Raw genomic sequence first — 16,978 nt, 5'->3', positions numbered from 1 at the left:
CAGCGATTTGAAGTAGACGAGTCGCAGCCCGCGCAGTGAGCGGAGCGAACGAGCAGGTACGTCTCGGCGTGGTTCAAATCGCGCCCGGCCCGCTTTTCCGACGAACGGTTTCGTGACGAGCAAAGCGATTAGAGGGATTCGAACGGGAGGCGGCCGCCGTCCCGCAACGACTCGAGTGGTCGACTCGCAACCCCAGGAACCGCTCCGCGGAGCTACCCGGTCGTCTCGTCTCTCGTTCGGTCGGCGGGCTGAGCGTCTCGAGCGTCGCCGGTCCCCGTCGGCCCCCATCGCCGCGTCCGGTCGCTCGCCGCCCCGAGGCCACCGCGAACGGATCCCCGTCCCGAGTTGAGTACCACGACGAGACTGCTCGCGCCCATCATCGCGGCGGCGATGAGCGGGTTGATCGCACCGGCCATCGCCAGCGGAATCGCCACGAGATTGTAGCCGGCCGCCCACGCGAGGTTCTGCCGAATCCGCCGGCGCGTCGTCCGCGACACCTCGAACACCGCGGGGATCGACTCGAGGTCGTCGTCCCGAACGACGACGTCGGCCGCGTTCATCGCGAGGTCGGTGCCGCTCTCGAGGGCGATGCCCATGTCGGCCCGGGCCAGCGCCGGCGCGTCGTTGGTGCCGTCACCGATCACCGTCGTCGGGCCGTCCTCGCGGAGTCGGCGGACGATGGCCGCCTTCGATTCGGGGCGCACGCCGGCGAAGACGTCGTCGACGTCGGGATGCGCTTGCAACCAGCCGGTCGCACGTTCGTCGTCGCCGGTGAGGACGACCACCCGCCGCGTGTCGTCCGCGGCCGCCACCTCGGCGACGACGCGCTCCCAGTTTTCCCGCGGCCGGTCTCGGATCGCGACGACGCCACGGACGGCACCGTCCCAGCCGACGGCGATCGGCCGACACCCCCGCTCCCGTGCGGAGTCGACGGCCGCCGCATGGCGGTCGGGGAACGACCACGCTCGAGCGTCGCTCGCGGAGTCGTCCGTCGATTCCGTGGGGGCACCGAACGATTCCGGGTGTCCCACCCGCACTCGCCGTCCGTCGACGGTCGCCGACACGGCTCGCGCCTCGCGCTCGAGGTCGTCGACCTCGCGGACCCCCTCCTGGACGCCGCCCGCCGGTGCCGCGTCGACGATCGCCGTCGCGACCGGGTGGTTCGACCGCGATTCGACGGCCGCCGCGTACTCGAGCACCCGTTCCGGGTCGTCCGCGACGACGGTTTCGACGGTCATCTCGCCGGTGGTCAGCGTCCCGGTCTTGTCGAAGACGACGTTTTCGGCGTCAGTGATCCGCTCTAAGACGTTCGCCGAGACGACGGCCGCGCCGTGCTCGGCCGCGCGCTCGCGTCCCGTGGCAAGCGCCAGCGGCGTCGCGATCCCCAGCGAGCACGGACACGAGACCACCAGCACGGAGAGGCCGATCAGCAGCGCCGCACCCGCCGACTCGCCGGCCAGCAGCCAGCATCCGGCGGCCGCTCCGGCGAGCGCGACGACCAGCGGCACGAACGCCACTGCGAAGGCGTTGACGAGCCGCTGGGCACCGCTCTCGGTGCTCTGGACCTCCCACAGCAGTTCGACGAGCCGATCCTGGGTACTCGAGTCCGCGTCGATCTCGACGGTTAGCGTGCCGTCGGCCAGAACGGTGCCGCCGGCGACTCGATCGCCGACCGTCGCCGGCCGCGGGACCGACTCGCCGGTCAGGAACGACTCGTCGACCGTTCCCGACCCCTCGCGGACCGTCCCGTCGAAGGGGATCCGATCGCCGGCGCTGACCACTATCCGATCCCCCGGGTCGCAGTCCTCGCGCGAACCCTCCTCGAGCGAGCCGTCCTCCGCAACCAACTGGACGGTCGTCTCGCGGGGCGCGGCCAGCTCCGCGTGGGTGTCGATCGCCCGTCGCTTGACGGTCGTCTCGAGGCGGTTGCCGACGGTGACGATGACCAGGACCATCACCGCGACGTCGAAGTAGAGGTGCCGGGAGCCGACCGCGAAGGCCGCAAGCGAGTAGACGGAGGCGGCGAGTACGGCGATCGAGACGAGTACGTCGACGTTCGGTCGTCCGACGGCGAGGCTGACGTAGCCGCTACGGAAGATCGGGTACCCGAGTCCGAGCACGATGAGGCTGCTCCAGAGGACCAGCGGGACGAACACCATCGTCCGGATCGTCGAGCCGTAGAGGAACGACTCCGGGTAGATCCCGAGGTAGGTCGGGTAGACGAACAGCAGGTACGGTGCCATGACGGGCATCGCGAGCAGGACGGCGACGATCATCCGGTACTGGCCGAAATCGAAGCGACGTCCCGCGTGGTTCGCGTCGTCTCCGGGTTCGCGCGCACTGTAGCCGAAGCCGCTGATCGCCGCCCGAAGGTCGTCTCTGTCGATCGCTGTAGGATCGTACCGCAGCCGGATCATCTCGGTGGCGTAGCTCGCCCGCGCGCCGTGGATTCCCTCCGTCTCGGTCGCGACCGTCTCGAGAAATCGCTCGCAGGTCGTACAGTGCATCCCCTCGAGGGCGAAAAAGGCGGTCTCGAGGTGGTCGGCTTCGCCCGCTTCGTCGCCACTGGTGTCGTCCGTCGACCGGTCGTCCTCGAGCGCCTCGATCGCGTCCGGGAGCGGCACGGTCCCGTCCGCGGCTCCGTTCCCGTCGCTCTCGCGCTCGACGGCGCGGTGGACCTCGAGACAGCCACGACAGCAGAACGTCCCCTCGACCGCGTCGTCGCGGATCGGTCGGTTTCCGACGGGTAACCCACAGAGCGTACAGTCCGTCATTGCGAGGGAGTTGGCTCGCCTACCACGCGGGGGGTATAGAAACTCCGGCTCCCGACAGCCGGCTCGCGTTCCGGATACTGGCTACACAGTAGCTCCGGTCGTCGGCTCACTACGCCACCGACCCGACGTACAGGATCACGACCAGGACGACCCACACGAGGTCGACGAAGTGCCAGTACATCGACGCCGTCGAGACGGCGACGTGTCGGTCGGCGTCGAACTGGCCCGCGAGCGCGCGGACGAACACGACCCCGAGTACCACCACGCCCAGCGCGACGTGAAGGCCGTGCAGGCCCGTCAGGGCGAAAAACGCGCTCCCGAAGACGTCGGTGACGCCGGTTCCCTCCACGACCAGGAGTTCGTAGTACTCGAGGAGTTGGCCGCCGACGAAGACGAGCCCGAGCAGCACCGTCACGCCGAGCAGGCCGAGAAACCGCCGTCGATGCCCGTCACGGATCCCCTCGTGTGCGACGTGCAACGTCACGCTGCTCGCGATCAGGACGGCGGTGTTGACGAGGACGAGCGACGAGAGCAACTCGGGGAGTTCGCCGGGCGGCCACTCGCCCGTCCGGACGAAGAAGTAGTAGACGAAGCCCGCGCTGAAGGTCATGACGTCGGTCGCGAGGAAGAGCACCATTCCCCAGCGCAGATCGATTCCGGCCCGCACGTCCGCGCCTCCCGTTGTCCGGTCCCAGTACGCGCTGACGAAGCCGTGGTACGTCCAGCCGTACAATCCGCCGAGGAAGATTACGACGCCGCCGACGAGCACGAGCGGCGGAAGCCACTGCCCGACGAGCGGCTCCTCCCCTCGTGAGAGAAGCGCGAACGCGCCGCCGAAGTACAGGCCGGCGATGCCGACGGCAGTGACCAGCGGCCACCAACTTGCCTCACCGAACCCGCGCGGCCAGTCCCGCGGTGCGGGCGACGAGTGGCCGTCTCCGTCGCCGTCCCCGTCCTCGCCTGCGGCCTGCGCGCTCGAGTCGCCGTCGACGGCGGACCCCATACTCCCGTCGACGACGTATTCGGACAAAAACACCGCCCCGGCGAATCGCTCGCTGTGGGGCGTCGATTCAGTCGCGCCGGTTCGTCCGGCCTATCCCGACGGCCGACAGCAGCTTCTTACCCCTTCGCGTGGAGGCCCGAGGTATGGACGCCGAGTCCGACCCCGAGCCGCGCCGCTCGAGCGCGTGGCCCCTGGTCGCCGCGTTCGGGATCGTCGCCGCCGAGGCCGGCATCCTGTTCGGGCTGGTGGTGATCGCCGTCGCCGGCGTCCTCGCCGTCGGTGCGAGTTTCGCGGGAATGCTCCACGAGGCCGGCTACGCGGCGACGCCGTGGCGACCGCTGCGGCTCATCGGCGCAGTCGTCTCCCTCGCCAGCGCGGCGGTCTGGATCGCCGTCTCGCCCGCCGTCACGCCGGCCGCGCTCGTCGACGCCGCGGCAACCGACGGTATCGCCGTGCGGGCAGCCGTGGTCCTGGGAGCGGGCGCGCTGTTGGTCGTCGCCGGATTCGGCGGACCCGTCGTCTCGAGTCGCGGCCGGACCGGCGAGCGGAGCCTCGAGCACTGACCCGATGGGTCGGTCAGACCAGGACGACGACGAAGCCGATGAGAAAGACGCCGATCGAGACGGCAGCCAGCAGCAGGGCGAGCAACTCCTTTCGGGCCATATCTGCCCACCAACGCCGCCGAACTAAAACGAATCGCCGGGCGTCGTCGGGGGTGCGTTACCTCGAGCGGCGACGGCCTGCCCGACAGTTATTAGCCGGTTCGTCGTACGGCCCGACGAACGACGATGAGCGAGCGCGACGAGACGGGATCGGACGCGACCGCGGAGCAAGCGCAGGCGGTCTCGGGTGCGCCGCTGGACCAGGACGACCTCGGTGCCGAACTCGACATCACCCTGCGGGTCGTGCTCTCGGCGTTCGCCGGCGGGGCCGTCGGCCTGCTCGCGATGGTTCCGATCCTCTTCGTGCCGCCGGCGTTTTTCGACCTCTTCGAGGCGGATGCGCTCGTCGACGTTGCCGAACTCGGCCGGGTACTCGGCCTCGAGCCGAACCTCCTGCTGGGCGTCGTCGTGTTCGTCGTCGGTGGGGCAATCGCCCTGCCGCTGCTGTTCGTCGTCGCGGGTGCGTTTCTGCCGCCCAGGGAGCCCCGGGCCGCCCGCGGCGTCACGTTCGCGACGGTCATGTGGACGGGCTTTATCATCGCCTTCTGGCCGGGCGAGTACGCCGGCGCGCTCTTTCTGGGGCTGTCGCTTCTGGCGCACTGGGTCTACGGCTACGCACTCGGGCAGGTGATGGAGCGACTCGCATACGTTCCGCAACACTCGGTGTGAGCGGACCCCCGACCGGCACCGTTCTCACGTCTCGTCGATGTCGTCGGAGTCCTCGAGGGTGTCGCGCTCGTCGGTCCCTTCCTCGGCTCCATCGTCGTCGGTCGCTCGAGTGGACTCCGACCCCGATCCCGATTCGCCGGTCGCGGGCTCGGCCCGCCGCTCCTCGAGGCGCTCCTCGAACCACTGCCACTCGCGGGTGAACTGGCCGGTCTCCTTGAGGTTCCAGACGTCGGCGTCGCGGACGACCGGGCCGACGCGGGCCGACTGGACCACGTTCACGACCCAGAGGAGGACGCTCACGCCCAGCAGAAAGGCCCCGAGCGAGGCGACCTGGTTGAGCGTGATGAACTCCGCGGGGTAGATCCCGTACCGGCGGGGCATTCCCCGATAGCCGAGTATCAACAGCGGGATGAACGTGACGAATGTGCCGACGACCAGCAGAATCGTCTGGACCCGCGCGAGTCGCCGGTTGTACATCCGGCCGGTGATCAGCGGGAACCAGTAGTAGCTGGCGGCGACCATCGCGAGCGGAATGATGCCGACGACGATCAGGTGGAAGTGGCCGACGACGTAGTGGGTGTCGTGGAGCACGAGGTCGACGGGCACCGACGCGAGGAAGACGCCCGTGATGCCGCCGACGACGAACGTACTCATACCGCCGATGATACAGATCAGTGGCGCGTCGAGCCGAAGGCGGCCGTTCCACATCGTCGCGATCCAGTTGAACTCCTTGATGGCGCTGGGAATCGCGATCGCCAGCGAGACGGCCATGAAACTGGCGCGCAGCCGGGGGTCCATCCCGGTCGCGAACATGTGGTGGGCCCAGACGCCAAAGGAGAGGATCCCGATCGCGATCGTCGAGTAGACGATAAACCGAAAGCCGAACAGCCGCCGCCCGCAGAACTTCGGCAGGATGAGGCTCATCAGCCCGAACGCCGGCAGTACGAGGATGTAGACCTCGGGGTGGCCGAAGAACCAGAACAGGTGCTGCCAGAGCATCGGCCCGCCGCCCTCGATCGCGAAGAAGGTCGTTCCGAAGTTACGATCGAGCAACAGCATGATGAGCGTGCTGCCCAGCAGCGGGAACGCCAGCAGGATCAACCCGCTCGTGACCAGGATGTTCCACGAGAAGATGTCCAACTTATCCCAGCCCAGATCGTCGGGGCGTTCCGTGAAGATCGTGACGATGAAGTTGATCGCCGCCATCGTCGTCGCGATCCCGCTTAAGTGCAGGCCGAGGAGGGCGACGCTGATCTGCGGGTTCGCCATCTCGACCGACAGCGGCGTGTACATCGTCCACCCCATCGCAACCGGCTCGAGCGCCTCGAAGAAGGTCACGTCGACGGGGAACACGCCGACGACCGTCCCGATGACGTCCGTGATCAGCCCGCCACGGACCATGACGAGCGAGGGCGGAAGGAGCCAGAACGCGATCGCGTTGATCCGCGGAAAGGCGAGGTCGTCGGCACCGAGCAACAGCGGCAACACGTAGTTGGCGATGCCCGTGAACACCGGGGTCACGAAGAAAAACAGCATCGTGAACCCGTGCGTGGTGAACACGGCGTTGTACGTCTCGACGTTCCAGACGGCGCTCTCGGGGACCAGCAGTTCGGTCCGGATCATCATCGCGTCGGTCGCGCCCCACAGCGCCGCGGCCGTCCCGAACAGGATGTACAGCAGCCCGACGTCCTTGTGGTCGACCGTCGTGAGCCACCGCAGGACGCCGGAGGGCTTCTCAACACCGGTCAGACCGACGGTCACCGAGGTCGTACCGCCGTCGGCGAACGATCTCGCCGGCCGATCGCTCCGAAGACGGTAGTAGGCTGCGAGCGCGGCCAGTCCGATCACGGCGAGCGCGACTCCCGGTATCGTATCCAGCATCGTGTTCGGTGTCCCTATGATGGAGGCGGACGCACGACCCGTCCGCTCCAGGGCCACCGCCGTCTTCAACGAAGGTGAGGTAAAGGTTTGCCTCCCCGGGGATCGAAATCGGGGGTTACGGTGCGCTCGAACATCGGTTCCGTGCGTCCGAGTGCGGCTATGCGGGGCCGAGCAGCCGACCGTACACCGCACCGAGGGTGAAGCCGTACGCCCAGTGGGCGAACAGCGTGTACGCGACGAATAACGCGAGCAGTGGCCCGCCGATGTCCCCCCGACCCGTGATCACGAACGGCACCCACAGCAGCGAGGCGAACGCGACGCCCCGGGCAGCCGGATCCGGCCCTCCGGGGAGGTACGGCTCGAGCGCGACGAACAGCAACGGCCAGGCGACCGTCCCGGCGACGGCGAACAGGGCGAAGCCGGCGGCGGGGTCGTCCGGCGTTCCGATAAAGCGGGCGATGACGTAGAAGAGCTCCATCGCCGACCGGGTCTGGACCTCGAGCAACAGGAGCAACAGCGACAACACGGCGGTCGCGGCGATTCCGCCGGCGACGGCGCTCCGGATTCGATTCCCGTTCATGCGTTGCCGTCGATCGTCGACTCGTTCGTCGACGCGTCGCCGCCGGCGTCCGGGTCGAGTGCCTCACCCTCGAGCCACGATTCGTACTCGTCCTCGCTCACGACCCGCACGGTCGACAGCATCTCGGGGTGGCCGCGACCGCACAGTTCCGCGCAGTAGAGGCGATACTCGCCCTCCTGGGTCGGTTCGGTCCGCAACAGGTGGTACTCGCCCGGGATGGCGTCTTGTTTCAGGCCGAGTTCGGGGACGTGGACCGAATGTATCACGTCTTCGGAGGTGACGTAGAGGTAGATCGTCCGGTTCGCGGGCAGGACGAGCGACTCCGAGGTCGTCACGTTCTCGTTCGGGTACTCGAACGTGTAGTTCCACTGCTCCGTAACGACGTGGGCCTCGACGGCGTCCTCGGGGGCGTTACCGGGTTCGTGGCTGCCGTGGGGATCGTCGAGCACCGTCGACACCGTCGGCTGGGCCAGCACGTAGAACGACGCCGTCCCGACGAACAGGAGGACGAGCGCCGTCGCGAGCGTCCACGTGATCTCGAGCTGTCGGTTCTCCTTGGTCGGCTCCGGCTCGTCGTTGTCGCGGAACCGCCAGACCGTGTACGCGAGGATCGCCTCGACGAGGACCGCGATCGGAACGGCGATATAGAGCAACTGGCGGTTGAGCCTGCGGATCAACTGGTCCGTCACCGATCCGGCGACGGCGACGGTTGGGACGGCGGCGACCGCCAGCACGGCCAGAACACCGACGAAGACGATGGTGCGACGTTCGCCCCTCATCTTCCGGGTGGCTACAGTAACCCCCGCCATAAGCGTTTGTCAGCAACGTTGATCTATCGTCGCCGAACGCTGCACGTATCGGGTTCGTGGATACGGCTTATGGTCCCCGTAGTCGAAGGGAGGAACATGCTGGAGTGGCTCTCCCGGGAAACGGCGGTCGACGCCTCGATCAACGCGGTTCCGCTGGTGATCCTCGCGTACTTTTCCCTCCTCTTCGAGAGCGCGTCCCCGTGGTCGTTCGATCCACTTCCCGTCCTGCTCACCCACACGCTCACGCTCTTTCCGTTGGTCCTCTTGCTGATCGCGACGTACGTCGTCGCACGGGTAATCGAGCGTGACCGAAACCGGGCTCGAAGCGGGTGACCGAACGCTGCGTCGGGTGGAGTCGCGGTCTCGAGATTCCGAACCCGCGACGTCGGGGCTGTTCGTCCGATGTCACGAGAGGGTTTAACCGACCGGATCCCGTACGTTCGACTGCTGTATGCCCGGTCCCTCGATCTACACTCCCGAGGGGACGTTCGCGTTCCTGATGGCCGTGCTCGGCCTCGCGCTCGTGGCCGCGATCGTCTACCTGGTCGCCTTTACTGGGGCCACGATACCGCCGTAACCGTGGTCGCGGCCAGTGGTTCGGCCGGTGGCTCGTCAAGTGCTGGTTGCAGACCGCTCGTCGTCGATCTCTCCAGGCCCTCAGAGGCCGGTCCAGCCGCCCATCGCTGCGCCGTCCAGCCCGAGGCCGAAGACCAGTGTGACGCCGATCACACCGTAGATAGTCAGCAGTACCGCCACGCGAGCCGACTGCGATAACTCGTCCCAGTAGCGCTGTACGGTTCGTCCCGGTGTCGATTGGCTCGGTTGCATGGTGTTCGATTCGCGGCAGCGCGGCCGCGGTGGCCCCGCTCCGTTCTGTCACCCGATAATTCAGTTGCTGTTACTTTACTCGAGTGGCCAATCCCTCATATGGCGGCCGTCTAACAAGCGGGAGGTGAGTTCGAAGCAGAACCGATCACGTTCGACTGCCACCCAACAGAGTTAGGAGAGCGGTTCTTTGTCTCCAGTCGATTGGCTTCCGATATGGAACGAACCGACGCCTACCACGTTCTCGCGAGCGCAGACCGACAGCACGTCGTCCACGAATTATCGACACGACGATCCGATCCGGAGCTATCGACGCTCGCGCGAGCGGTCGCCGCCCGTCGCCATCGGATCGATCCCGAGTCCGTTCCGGACGAGTACGTCGATCGAGCGCGGGTTCGATTGATACACACGCATCTCCCGAAACTGGACGAGCACGGCGTGGTGAGCTACGAGAGCGACGGGGATCGAATCGCGCTCGAGGAGGACGACACCGTAGAGCGACTCCTCGAGGTGGCCGACGAACTGCCGGCGTGGCCGCCGGATCGGCGTCCGCGACGCGTGAAGTAAGGCGCTCCCACCCCCGTAGGAACGCTCCGAGTGGCGGTTACCCGTCGTCCTCGGGTTCGGGATCCAAGTCGTCGGTCCGGACGGTTACTCTCGGCCCGTCGCGAAGCACCACGTCGTACCCAGCGTACGAGAACTCGATCCGAACGGGCGAGTCCGGATCGGACGCCTCGAGGAGGGCGTTTACGGCGTCGGGATCGATCGTCTCGTACAGCGGCGGGAGATCGATCGGGTCGGTGCCGGAGACGGCGGAGACCGCATCGACGACGGCGACCGCGGCGGGCCCGTTCGAGGAGAACTCGTGAGCCGTCGCTTCTGCCGCCGTGCGAACTGCAGCGTCGTCCTGTCGTGGTTCCGTTTCCATTGTACCCCTTGCCCGTAGGGCAACACTCCGATACATAAAACCGTCCAATTCCAATGGTTATGGCTCGTCGTTGGCAGTATCGGTGAGTGTTTCCGAGACGGACGCTAGTGTCTCCTGCAGATTGCGCCAGTGAACCCTTGCCGACCGAGGTGCTTTTGTCCACGCCAGCCCTGGAATCCAGCGATGGAGGTCGCGATCCTCACCGTCGGCGACGAGGTCCTGGCGGGCGATACGACCAACACGAACGCGACGTGGCTCGCGAGTCGGATCACGGATCGGGGCTCGAGCGTGGTCCGCATTCTCACCGTCCCCGACGACCGGGCGCTGATCGCCGAGACCGTCGACGAGTGGCGCGAGGCTTTCGACGCCGTCCTCGTCACCGGCGGACTCGGCGGTACGCACGACGACGTCACTGCCGACGCCATCGCCGACGTCTTCGATCGGCCGCTGGTCGTCGACGACGACGTTCATCAGGACGTCGTCGAGACCGTGGCGGCCTACCGGGATCGGAACCCGGAGCGGGTCGAGGCCTACGAACTGGAGATCGACGTCGACGCCTGGGCGGCGCTTCCGGAGGGAAGCCGGACGTTGCTCAACCCTGCGGGACTGTGCCCGGGATTCGTCTTCGAGAACGTCTACGCCTTTCCGGGCGTCCCGAGCGAGATGCAGGCGTTGTTCGATCTCGTCGCCGAGGAGTTCGACGGCGATGCCGTCTCACGCACGCTGTACACCCCCCAGCCGGAGGGGTCGATGGTCGACGACCTCGCGGCAGCCCGCGATCGGTTCGACGCGACGATCGGCAGCTACCCCGACACGGAGGGCTACAACCGCCTGAAGATCACCGGCACCGATCCCGACGCCGTCGAAACCGTCGCCGACTGGCTGGCCGACCGGATCGATACCGTCGATCCGGAGTGACCGTCTTCCGTGTGACCCGCCCCTATCCGGGACCGGGCTATTTTGTTCCCCGCGTCGTCAGTGCCGATCATGACGGTCGAGTACGACGGCCTCGAGTTCGAACGACTCGGGCACGCGAGCGTCCGCATCGACACCGGAGACCGGATCATCTACGTCGATCCGTGGGGCGACGTCCTCGAGGGCGAACCCGGCGACGGGGACGTGGTGTTCGTCACGCACGACGACTTCGACCACTACGATCCGACGGCTATCGAGGCGGTCACCGGCGACGATCCGACGATCGCGGCCTACGAGGCGATCGATACGGGTGACCTCACGTTCGACGTGATCGGGCTGCCACACGAAGGGGAGACGACCGTCGCCGGCATCGACGTCGAGACGATGCCCGCCTACAACGACCCCGAGGGGGACCACGTCGACGAGGACGGCGAGCCGTTCCACGCCGAGGGCGAAGTGATCGGCCTGCTGCTGGACCTCGAGGGCGCGTCGGTTTTCTTCCCGTCGGACACCGACTTCCACCCGCACCACGAGTCGATCACGGCCGACGTGTTCGTGCCGCCGATCGGCGGCCACTTCACGATGGATCGCCACGAGGCCGGCGACTTCGCCCGCAGCGTCGGTGCCGAACTCGTCCTGCCCGAACACTACGACACGTTCGATCCCATCGAGACCGACGCCGAGGCGTTCGCGGACGAACTCGAGGACGACGGAATCCGCGTGGAACTGTTCTGACCGGCACCGACGGTCGGCTCGAGGTGCCGGACTTCCCAGGTGGTGGGAAGAGCCGCCGAGTGAAATACCGGGTCGGACTGTACGCGTGTACATGACCGCGAACGGTTCCAGGACCGACGATGAGATCCAGCGGGCGGTCGTCGACCGGGTTCGCGAGGTACAGGTCGCCGGCGGCGATCCGATCAGCGAAGAACTGGTCGAGGACGTCGACCTCGAGGACGGCGTCGTCACGTTCACCGTCGTCGTCGATCGGCTCGATCGGTTGATGGTCGAGCGCGTGACCGACCAGCTACGGGGAGCGGGGCTGGCGACTGCCGGCGTCGACCACGTCCGCGTCGAGGCAGCCGACCCCGGGGTCGGAGACGGCGGCCTGACGATCACCGGCGTCGATACGCTGATCGCGGTCGCAAGCGCCAAAGGCGGCGTCGGCAAGACGACCATCACCGTCGCGCTCGCGAAGGCGCTGACCGAGGCCGGCTTGAACGTCGGCGTCTTCGACGCGAACGTCTACGCCCCCGACGTTCCCGACCGCCTGGATGCGGAAGGACCGGTCCACCAGACGCCTTCCGGCCGCCCCAAACCGGTCGATGCCGACGGCATCGAGGTCCTCAGCCTCGAGTTGATCGCCGACGACGGCCCGGTCGCCTGGCGCGGTGCGATGGTTCACGAGGTCGTCTCCGACCTGCTCGGTGACGCCGTCTGGGACGACAGGGACGTGTTGCTCGTCGATCTGCCGCCGGGGATCGGCGATGCGGTGTACACGATCGTCCAGCAGGCCCGGATCGACGGCGCGTTGCTGGTTACTACCCCGACTGACGCGAGCGTCCGCGCGACGGAACGAACCGGCGCGCTGTTTACGGCCAACGACGTGGAGACGATCGGCGTCGTCCCGAACATGGTCGGGGAGGACGGTCCGTACGACGCGACGGCGACGGGGCTTCAGGACGCGATCACCGAAGACGCCGTTGCCGAGGTCGAATCGGTGCCGTTCGATCCTGCCCTGCGCGAGCCGCTCGAGCGATCGTTTACCGACCTGGACACGGACGGCGCGGCCGCGATCGCCGCACTAGGCGAGACCGTCAAGCAGTTCTGGGAGGCGAACAGCGATCCCGAACCACCGGCGGACGCCGTCGATGTACGCGGACTGCCGCCGTCGGCCGGTCATCAGCAAGCGATCACCGAGTTCGACCGCGACCCCGACGGTACGGTGTCGGTCCTCACCCGCGGCGAACCCCGGGAACTCGCGGCGATCGTCCGGGAGAACTTCGAGCGTGACGGTCGCGATCTCTCGGTATCGATGACCGACCTCGGACGGAACGGCTGGCTCGTCGAACTCGAGGCCGACGAGCCGGAAGCGATGTCCGAATCGGCCGCCTAACCCGACTTCGGCGCGTTCGACGCGGTATTTTTCGGGCTGTTTGGAGGATAGGAACTTCCGACCGGGGAGTCCGCGACGAATATAAATCCCCACTATTCACAGGGAGTATTCGACCCGGTCCCCAGCGCGTGGGAAATCACCGGCTCAGTTTATGTGAGGATCGTGCAGGCTCAACTGCGCATGGCACACGGACGACCAACGACCGACCGCTGTCCTCCGGTTCGGCAGGTGGCCGCATCGCCCGCCGATCTCTCTTGCACGTCCGGTGCAGGGTGGTACCATGAGTGACGACGACTCCGGACTCGATCTGACGCGTCGCGAACTCGGTGCGGCCGCCGCCGGGATCGCGGGTGCGTCCGGCCTCGGCTACCTCGGCTTCCGGCGACTCGGGCAGGAGACCGACGAGGACGCCGAGGAGGCGGACCCGATGAATCCGCTCGAGGAGTATCCCAACACGGAGTGGGAAGAACACTATCGCAACGTGTGGGAGCCCGACGACTCCTACATGCTTACCTGCACCCCCAATGACACTCACAACTGCTATCTCGAGGCCGCGGTCAAGAACGGCGAGATCACACGCCTCGGGCCGTCGATGAACTACGGCGAGGCGACGGACCTCGAGGGAAACCAGGCGTCCCAGCGGTGGGACCCGCGGGTCTGTAACAAGGGGCTGGCAATGGTCGAGCGCTTCTACAACGAGCGCCGCGTCAAGGCCCCGATGATCCGCGAGGGGTTCAAGCAGTGGGTCGACGACGGCTTCCCGCGCGAGGACGACGGCTCCATGCCCGAGGAATACGCCAACCGCGGCGAGGACGACTTCGTCGAGGTCTCCCAGGCGGAGGCCCACGAGTACGCCGCCCGCACCTTCCTGGAGCTCGCCGAACACTACAGCGGCGAGGAGGGGATGCAACGGCTGCTCGAGCAGGGCTACGACGAGCGCGTCGTCGAGGAGACCCAGGGCGCGGGCGTCCGGACGATGAAGTTCCGCGGCGGGATGCCGCTTCTGGGCGTCATCAAGCTGTTCGGGCAGTACCGCAACGCCAACTCGATGGCGCTGCTGGACAACTACGTCCGGGATGTCTCGGAGGACGAGGCTCTGGGCGCGATGGGGCTGGACAACTACTCGTTCCACACCGACCTGCCGCCGGGCCACACGATGGTCACCGGTCAGCAGACGGTCGATTTCGACCTCGCCTCCATCGAGTACGCCGACCACATCGTGCTCGACGGGATCAACTACCTGACCTCGAAGATGGCCGACTGTCACTGGCTGACCGAGGCCAAACTGAAGGGGTCGAAGCTCACCGGCATCTTCACCGACTACAACGCGACCGCCTCGAAGTGCGACGAACTCATCACGGTCCGGCCGGCGACCGACTCGGCGCTGTTCCTCGGCGCGGCCCGCGAGATCATCGAAGAGGGGCTGTACGACGAGGACTACGTCCGCAAGCACACGGACCTGCCGCTTTTGGTCCGGATGGACGAGCACGAACTCCTGCGGGCCAGCGATCTCTTCGCGGACTACGAACCGGCCGACCTCGAGAAGACCGACGCCGTTGGCGACGAGTCGGAGCGGCCTGGCGTCGACGTGACGACCATCGACGAACAGGTCATCACCGAGGAACTGCGCCGCGAGTGGGGCGACTTCGTGGTCCACGACGCCGGGAGCGACGAGTTCGAGCCTGTTACCCGCGACGACATCGGCGAGGATTTCGAGGTTCCCGCGACGATCGAGGGCGCGTTCGAGGTCGAACTCGCCGACGGCGAGACGGTCGAGGTCCGAACGGTGTTCGACCTGATCAAGGAATACCTGGTCGAGACCTGGGACCTCGAGTCGACCGCCGAGATCACGGGGACCTCGCCCGAGGCCGTCGAGAACTTGGCCCGGGACTTCGCCGACAACAAACAGAGCACGATGCTGCTGACCGGGATGGGGCCAAACCACTACGCGAACGCCGACCAGCACGGTCGCGCCGCGTTCCTGCTGGCGTCGCTGACCCGGAACGTCGGCTATCGGACCGGTAACGTCGGCAGCTATTCGGGTAACTACCGGATGGCGTACTTCAACGGCGTCGGTCAGTACGCCAACGAGGATCCGTTCGATCCCGAACTCGACCCTGACGAACCCGCCTCGACCGACAAGCGGTGGAACGCCCACTCCGCGCACTTCTACACGAACCTCGACAAGCCGCTGAAGGTCGACGGGGAGTACTTCCAGGGCGAGACCCACATGCACACGCCCACGAAGTCGATCTGGGTGTCGGGGTCGAACTCCATCCTCGGCAACGCGAAGGGGGCCTACAAGGTCATCGAAGAGATGATGCGGACCGGGAAGATCGAGGCGTTCTTCACCAACGAGTGGTGGTGGTCGATGACCTGCGAGTACTCCGACATCGTCTTCCCGGCGGACTCGTGGGCCGAGCACCACGTCCACGACATCACCGCCTCCGTCACGAACCCCTTCATCACGACGATGCCGGAGACCGAGATCGGCCGGATCTACGACACACTCAACGACGCCCAGCACTACAAGGGCGTCGCCGAGAAGCTCGCCGACCTCACCGGCGACGACCGCTTCGCCGACTACTGGGCGTTCATCGACGAGGACGAACACCGGGCCAAACCGTACCTCCAGCGCATCCTCGACCATTCGAACGCCGTAAAGGGCTACGACGTCGAGGGACTGCTCGAGGACGCCCGCGACGGGACGCCGGCGATCATCATGACGCGGACCTACCCCAAGCACGTCGGCAACGAGCAGATCCAGGACTCCCAGCCCTGGTACACGAAGACGGGTCGCCTCGAGTTCTTCCGCGAGGAGGAGGAGTTCGCCGAGGCCGGCGAACACATCCCGCTGCACCGGGAGCCGATGGACGCGACCCCCTACGAGCCGAACGTCATCGTCGACGACAGTGACAGCCCGGTGGTCGCGCCCGAGACGCCCGAGGATCGGGGGTGGAACAGTGAGGAGAAGGCCCGCGACACCAACGACCGACAGGTCCGAAACGTCGTGCGGTCGTCGGATGAGCTAGTCGAGACCAGCCACCCGCTGACCGACCTCGAGGAGGGGTACGACTACGTCTACATGACGCCGAAGTACCGCCACGGGACCCACACCTTCGGTGCCGACCTGAAGCAGATGGCGGTCTGGTGGAGCAACTACGGCGACATGGGCCGCGAGACGGGACGGGATACCTTCGACGAGCGAAAGCCGTTCGTCGGCGAGGGCTACATCGAGATGAATCCCGCGGACGCCCGCGACGAGGACTTGCAGGACGGCGATTACGTGTGGGTAGACGCCGATCCCTCGGACCGTCCGTTCCCGAGTTACGATCCCGACGACGAGGACGCCGACTACACCCGCGCGCTGATGCGACTCCGGTACCAGCCCAGCCTTCCACAGGGCGTGACCCGTAGCTGGATGAACGTGAGCCAGGCCTCTCACAGGACTTACGAGGCCCAGCAGGAGCGCGACGACGGGAAGGCCCAGGCCGAGGACACGAACTACGTGGCGATGTACCGCAGCGGCGGCCACCAGTCGATGACGACCACCTGGCTGCGCCGTACCTGGATGACCGACTCGATGCCCCGCAAGGACATGTTTGGACAGAACATGGACGTCGGGTTCGAGCCGGACGTCCACGCGGCCAACGGCGCGCCCAAGGAGTCCTTCGTGAAGATCGAGAAGGCCGAAGACGGCGGCCTCGAGGGAGAGGGCGACTGGGAGCCGGTCGACCGCGGTATCCGACCGACCCAGGAGGACGAAACGATGGAAGAGTATCTGAGCGGCGGTTTTGCGAGCCAATCCGACGACTAACA

17 protein-coding genes are annotated in these 16,978 nt (G+C 66.8%); 10 read left to right on the top strand and 7 right to left on the bottom strand.

All coding sequences use genetic code 11. The annotated features are described in order from the left end of the window. Positions 1 to 212 precede the first annotated feature (212 nt). Entirely contained in the window at positions 213 to 2,774 is a 2,562-nt protein-coding gene (locus tag TX79_RS08990; RefSeq protein ID WP_049927115.1) for a heavy metal translocating P-type ATPase, read from the bottom strand. Positions 2,775 to 2,883: 109 nt separating this feature from the next. Continuing rightward, positions 2,884 to 3,777, bottom strand: a complete 894-nt coding sequence (locus TX79_RS08985) for a cytochrome c oxidase subunit 3 (protein WP_049928335.1) — start codon at positions 3,775 to 3,777, stop codon at positions 2,884 to 2,886. Positions 3,778 to 3,920: 143 nt separating this feature from the next. On the opposite strand from TX79_RS08985, the gene TX79_RS08980 reads away from it, so the two are divergent. The 3 genes from TX79_RS08980 (at position 3,921) to TX79_RS08975 (ending at position 5,108) form a co-directional block, all read left to right on the top strand. Further along, positions 3,921 to 4,340 carry a DUF7541 family protein gene (locus TX79_RS08980; RefSeq protein WP_049927114.1) on the top strand — a complete coding sequence of 140 codons (420 nt, stop codon included), beginning with the start codon at positions 3,921 to 3,923 and terminating at the stop codon, positions 4,338 to 4,340. Positions 4,341 to 4,344: 4 nt separating this feature from the next. Continuing rightward, complete coding sequence (locus tag TX79_RS19990; protein WP_268257981.1) at positions 4,345 to 4,467, top strand: hypothetical protein; 123 nt, start codon at positions 4,345 to 4,347, stop codon at positions 4,465 to 4,467. Positions 4,468 to 4,565: 98 nt separating this feature from the next. After that, positions 4,566 to 5,108 (top strand): DUF6789 family protein, encoded by a 543-nt coding sequence (locus tag TX79_RS08975; protein WP_049927113.1) that lies wholly within the window; start codon positions 4,566 to 4,568, stop codon positions 5,106 to 5,108. Between the two features lie 24 nt (positions 5,109 to 5,132). Here TX79_RS08975 and TX79_RS08970 read toward each other — a convergent pair whose 3' ends face one another. The 3 genes from TX79_RS08970 to coxB all read right to left on the bottom strand — a co-directional run bounded on the left by TX79_RS08970 (position 5,133) and on the right by coxB (position 8,348). Then, positions 5,133 to 6,989 carry a cbb3-type cytochrome c oxidase subunit I gene (locus TX79_RS08970; protein WP_154660491.1) on the bottom strand — a complete coding sequence of 619 codons (1,857 nt, stop codon included), beginning with the start codon at positions 6,987 to 6,989 and terminating at the stop codon, positions 5,133 to 5,135. Positions 6,990 to 7,146: 157 nt separating this feature from the next. Further along, on the bottom strand, positions 7,147 to 7,569 hold the full coding sequence (locus TX79_RS08965; RefSeq protein WP_049927111.1) for a DUF6789 family protein: 423 nt from the start codon (positions 7,567 to 7,569) through the stop codon (positions 7,147 to 7,149). Continuing rightward, the gene (gene coxB / locus TX79_RS08960; protein ID WP_049927110.1) at positions 7,566 to 8,348 is read right to left on the bottom strand and encodes a cytochrome c oxidase subunit II; all 783 of its coding nucleotides are present in this window, start codon (positions 8,346 to 8,348) and stop codon (positions 7,566 to 7,568) included. The genes TX79_RS08965 and coxB overlap by 4 nt, the downstream gene beginning before the upstream one ends. Before the next feature lie 126 nt (positions 8,349 to 8,474). Between coxB and TX79_RS08955 the strand changes: the two genes are divergently transcribed. Next, a complete protein-coding gene (locus TX79_RS08955; RefSeq protein ID WP_049927109.1) occupies positions 8,475 to 8,711 on the top strand; it encodes a DUF6684 family protein in 237 nt (78 codons plus the stop codon). Positions 8,712 to 8,829: 118 nt separating this feature from the next. Then, complete coding sequence (locus TX79_RS19985; protein ID WP_268257980.1) at positions 8,830 to 8,955, top strand: hypothetical protein; 126 nt, start codon at positions 8,830 to 8,832, stop codon at positions 8,953 to 8,955. 80 nt (positions 8,956 to 9,035) lie between these two features. Here TX79_RS19985 and TX79_RS19295 read toward each other — a convergent pair whose 3' ends face one another. Beyond that, a complete protein-coding gene (locus TX79_RS19295; RefSeq protein ID WP_154660490.1) occupies positions 9,036 to 9,206 on the bottom strand; it encodes a hypothetical protein in 171 nt (56 codons plus the stop codon). Positions 9,207 to 9,419: 213 nt separating this feature from the next. On the opposite strand from TX79_RS19295, the gene TX79_RS08950 reads away from it, so the two are divergent. After that, positions 9,420 to 9,770 (top strand): DUF7344 domain-containing protein, encoded by a 351-nt coding sequence (locus tag TX79_RS08950; protein WP_049927108.1) that lies wholly within the window; start codon positions 9,420 to 9,422, stop codon positions 9,768 to 9,770. Between the two features lie 37 nt (positions 9,771 to 9,807). On the opposite strand, the gene TX79_RS08945 is transcribed toward TX79_RS08950, so the two are convergent. Next, positions 9,808 to 10,131, bottom strand: a complete 324-nt coding sequence (locus TX79_RS08945) for a HalOD1 output domain-containing protein (RefSeq protein WP_049927107.1) — start codon at positions 10,129 to 10,131, stop codon at positions 9,808 to 9,810. A gap of 183 nt (positions 10,132 to 10,314) precedes the next feature. Between TX79_RS08945 and TX79_RS08940 the strand changes: the two genes are divergently transcribed. From TX79_RS08940 to TX79_RS08925, 4 genes are all read left to right on the top strand, one after another. Further along, positions 10,315 to 11,049, top strand: a complete 735-nt coding sequence (locus TX79_RS08940; RefSeq protein WP_049927106.1) for a competence/damage-inducible protein A — start codon at positions 10,315 to 10,317, stop codon at positions 11,047 to 11,049. A gap of 69 nt (positions 11,050 to 11,118) precedes the next feature. Next, positions 11,119 to 11,781: an MBL fold metallo-hydrolase gene (locus tag TX79_RS08935; protein ID WP_049927105.1), complete on the top strand. Its 663-nt coding sequence runs from the start codon at positions 11,119 to 11,121 to the stop codon at positions 11,779 to 11,781. Between the two features lie 91 nt (positions 11,782 to 11,872). After that, positions 11,873 to 13,159 carry a P-loop NTPase gene (locus TX79_RS08930; RefSeq protein ID WP_049927104.1) on the top strand — a complete coding sequence of 429 codons (1,287 nt, stop codon included), beginning with the start codon at positions 11,873 to 11,875 and terminating at the stop codon, positions 13,157 to 13,159. 280 nt (positions 13,160 to 13,439) lie between these two features. Continuing rightward, the gene (locus TX79_RS08925) at positions 13,440 to 16,976 is read left to right on the top strand and encodes a molybdopterin-dependent oxidoreductase (protein ID WP_049927103.1); all 3,537 of its coding nucleotides are present in this window, start codon (positions 13,440 to 13,442) and stop codon (positions 16,974 to 16,976) included. Positions 16,977 to 16,978 lie beyond the last annotated feature (2 nt).

The sequence above is a fragment of the Halopiger goleimassiliensis genome (genome assembly GCF_000455345.1).
Classification (GTDB): Archaea; Halobacteriota; Halobacteria; order Halobacteriales; family Natrialbaceae; genus Halopiger_A; species Halopiger_A goleimassiliensis.
The sequence above is the reverse complement of the archived record's forward strand: the minus strand, read 5'-3'. Positions and strand labels throughout refer to the sequence as shown.

Coding starts and splice junctions, on each gene's coding strand:
- coxB (WP_049927110.1), bottom strand. CDS start 8,348: ATGAGGGGCGAACGTCGCACCATCGTCTTCGTCGGTGTTCTGGCCGTG.
- TX79_RS08925 (WP_049927103.1), top strand. CDS start 13,440: ATGAGTGACGACGACTCCGGACTCGATCTGACGCGTCGCGAACTCGGT.
- TX79_RS19295 (WP_154660490.1), bottom strand. CDS start 9,206: ATGCAACCGAGCCAATCGACACCGGGACGAACCGTACAGCGCTACTGG.
- TX79_RS08935 (WP_049927105.1), top strand. CDS start 11,119: ATGACGGTCGAGTACGACGGCCTCGAGTTCGAACGACTCGGGCACGCG.
- TX79_RS08980 (WP_049927114.1), top strand. CDS start 3,921: ATGGACGCCGAGTCCGACCCCGAGCCGCGCCGCTCGAGCGCGTGGCCC.
- TX79_RS08930 (WP_049927104.1), top strand. CDS start 11,873: ATGACCGCGAACGGTTCCAGGACCGACGATGAGATCCAGCGGGCGGTC.
- TX79_RS08975 (WP_049927113.1), top strand. CDS start 4,566: ATGAGCGAGCGCGACGAGACGGGATCGGACGCGACCGCGGAGCAAGCG.
- TX79_RS08985 (WP_049928335.1), bottom strand. CDS start 3,777: ATGGGGTCCGCCGTCGACGGCGACTCGAGCGCGCAGGCCGCAGGCGAG.
- TX79_RS08970 (WP_154660491.1), bottom strand. CDS start 6,989: ATGCTGGATACGATACCGGGAGTCGCGCTCGCCGTGATCGGACTGGCC.
- TX79_RS08940 (WP_049927106.1), top strand. CDS start 10,315: ATGGAGGTCGCGATCCTCACCGTCGGCGACGAGGTCCTGGCGGGCGAT.
- TX79_RS19990 (WP_268257981.1), top strand. CDS start 4,345: ATGGGTCGGTCAGACCAGGACGACGACGAAGCCGATGAGAAAGACGCC.
- TX79_RS08950 (WP_049927108.1), top strand. CDS start 9,420: ATGGAACGAACCGACGCCTACCACGTTCTCGCGAGCGCAGACCGACAG.
- TX79_RS08990 (WP_049927115.1), bottom strand. CDS start 2,774: ATGACGGACTGTACGCTCTGTGGGTTACCCGTCGGAAACCGACCGATC.
- TX79_RS08945 (WP_049927107.1), bottom strand. CDS start 10,131: ATGGAAACGGAACCACGACAGGACGACGCTGCAGTTCGCACGGCGGCA.
- TX79_RS08955 (WP_049927109.1), top strand. CDS start 8,475: ATGCTGGAGTGGCTCTCCCGGGAAACGGCGGTCGACGCCTCGATCAAC.
- TX79_RS08965 (WP_049927111.1), bottom strand. CDS start 7,569: ATGAACGGGAATCGAATCCGGAGCGCCGTCGCCGGCGGAATCGCCGCG.
- TX79_RS19985 (WP_268257980.1), top strand. CDS start 8,830: ATGCCCGGTCCCTCGATCTACACTCCCGAGGGGACGTTCGCGTTCCTG.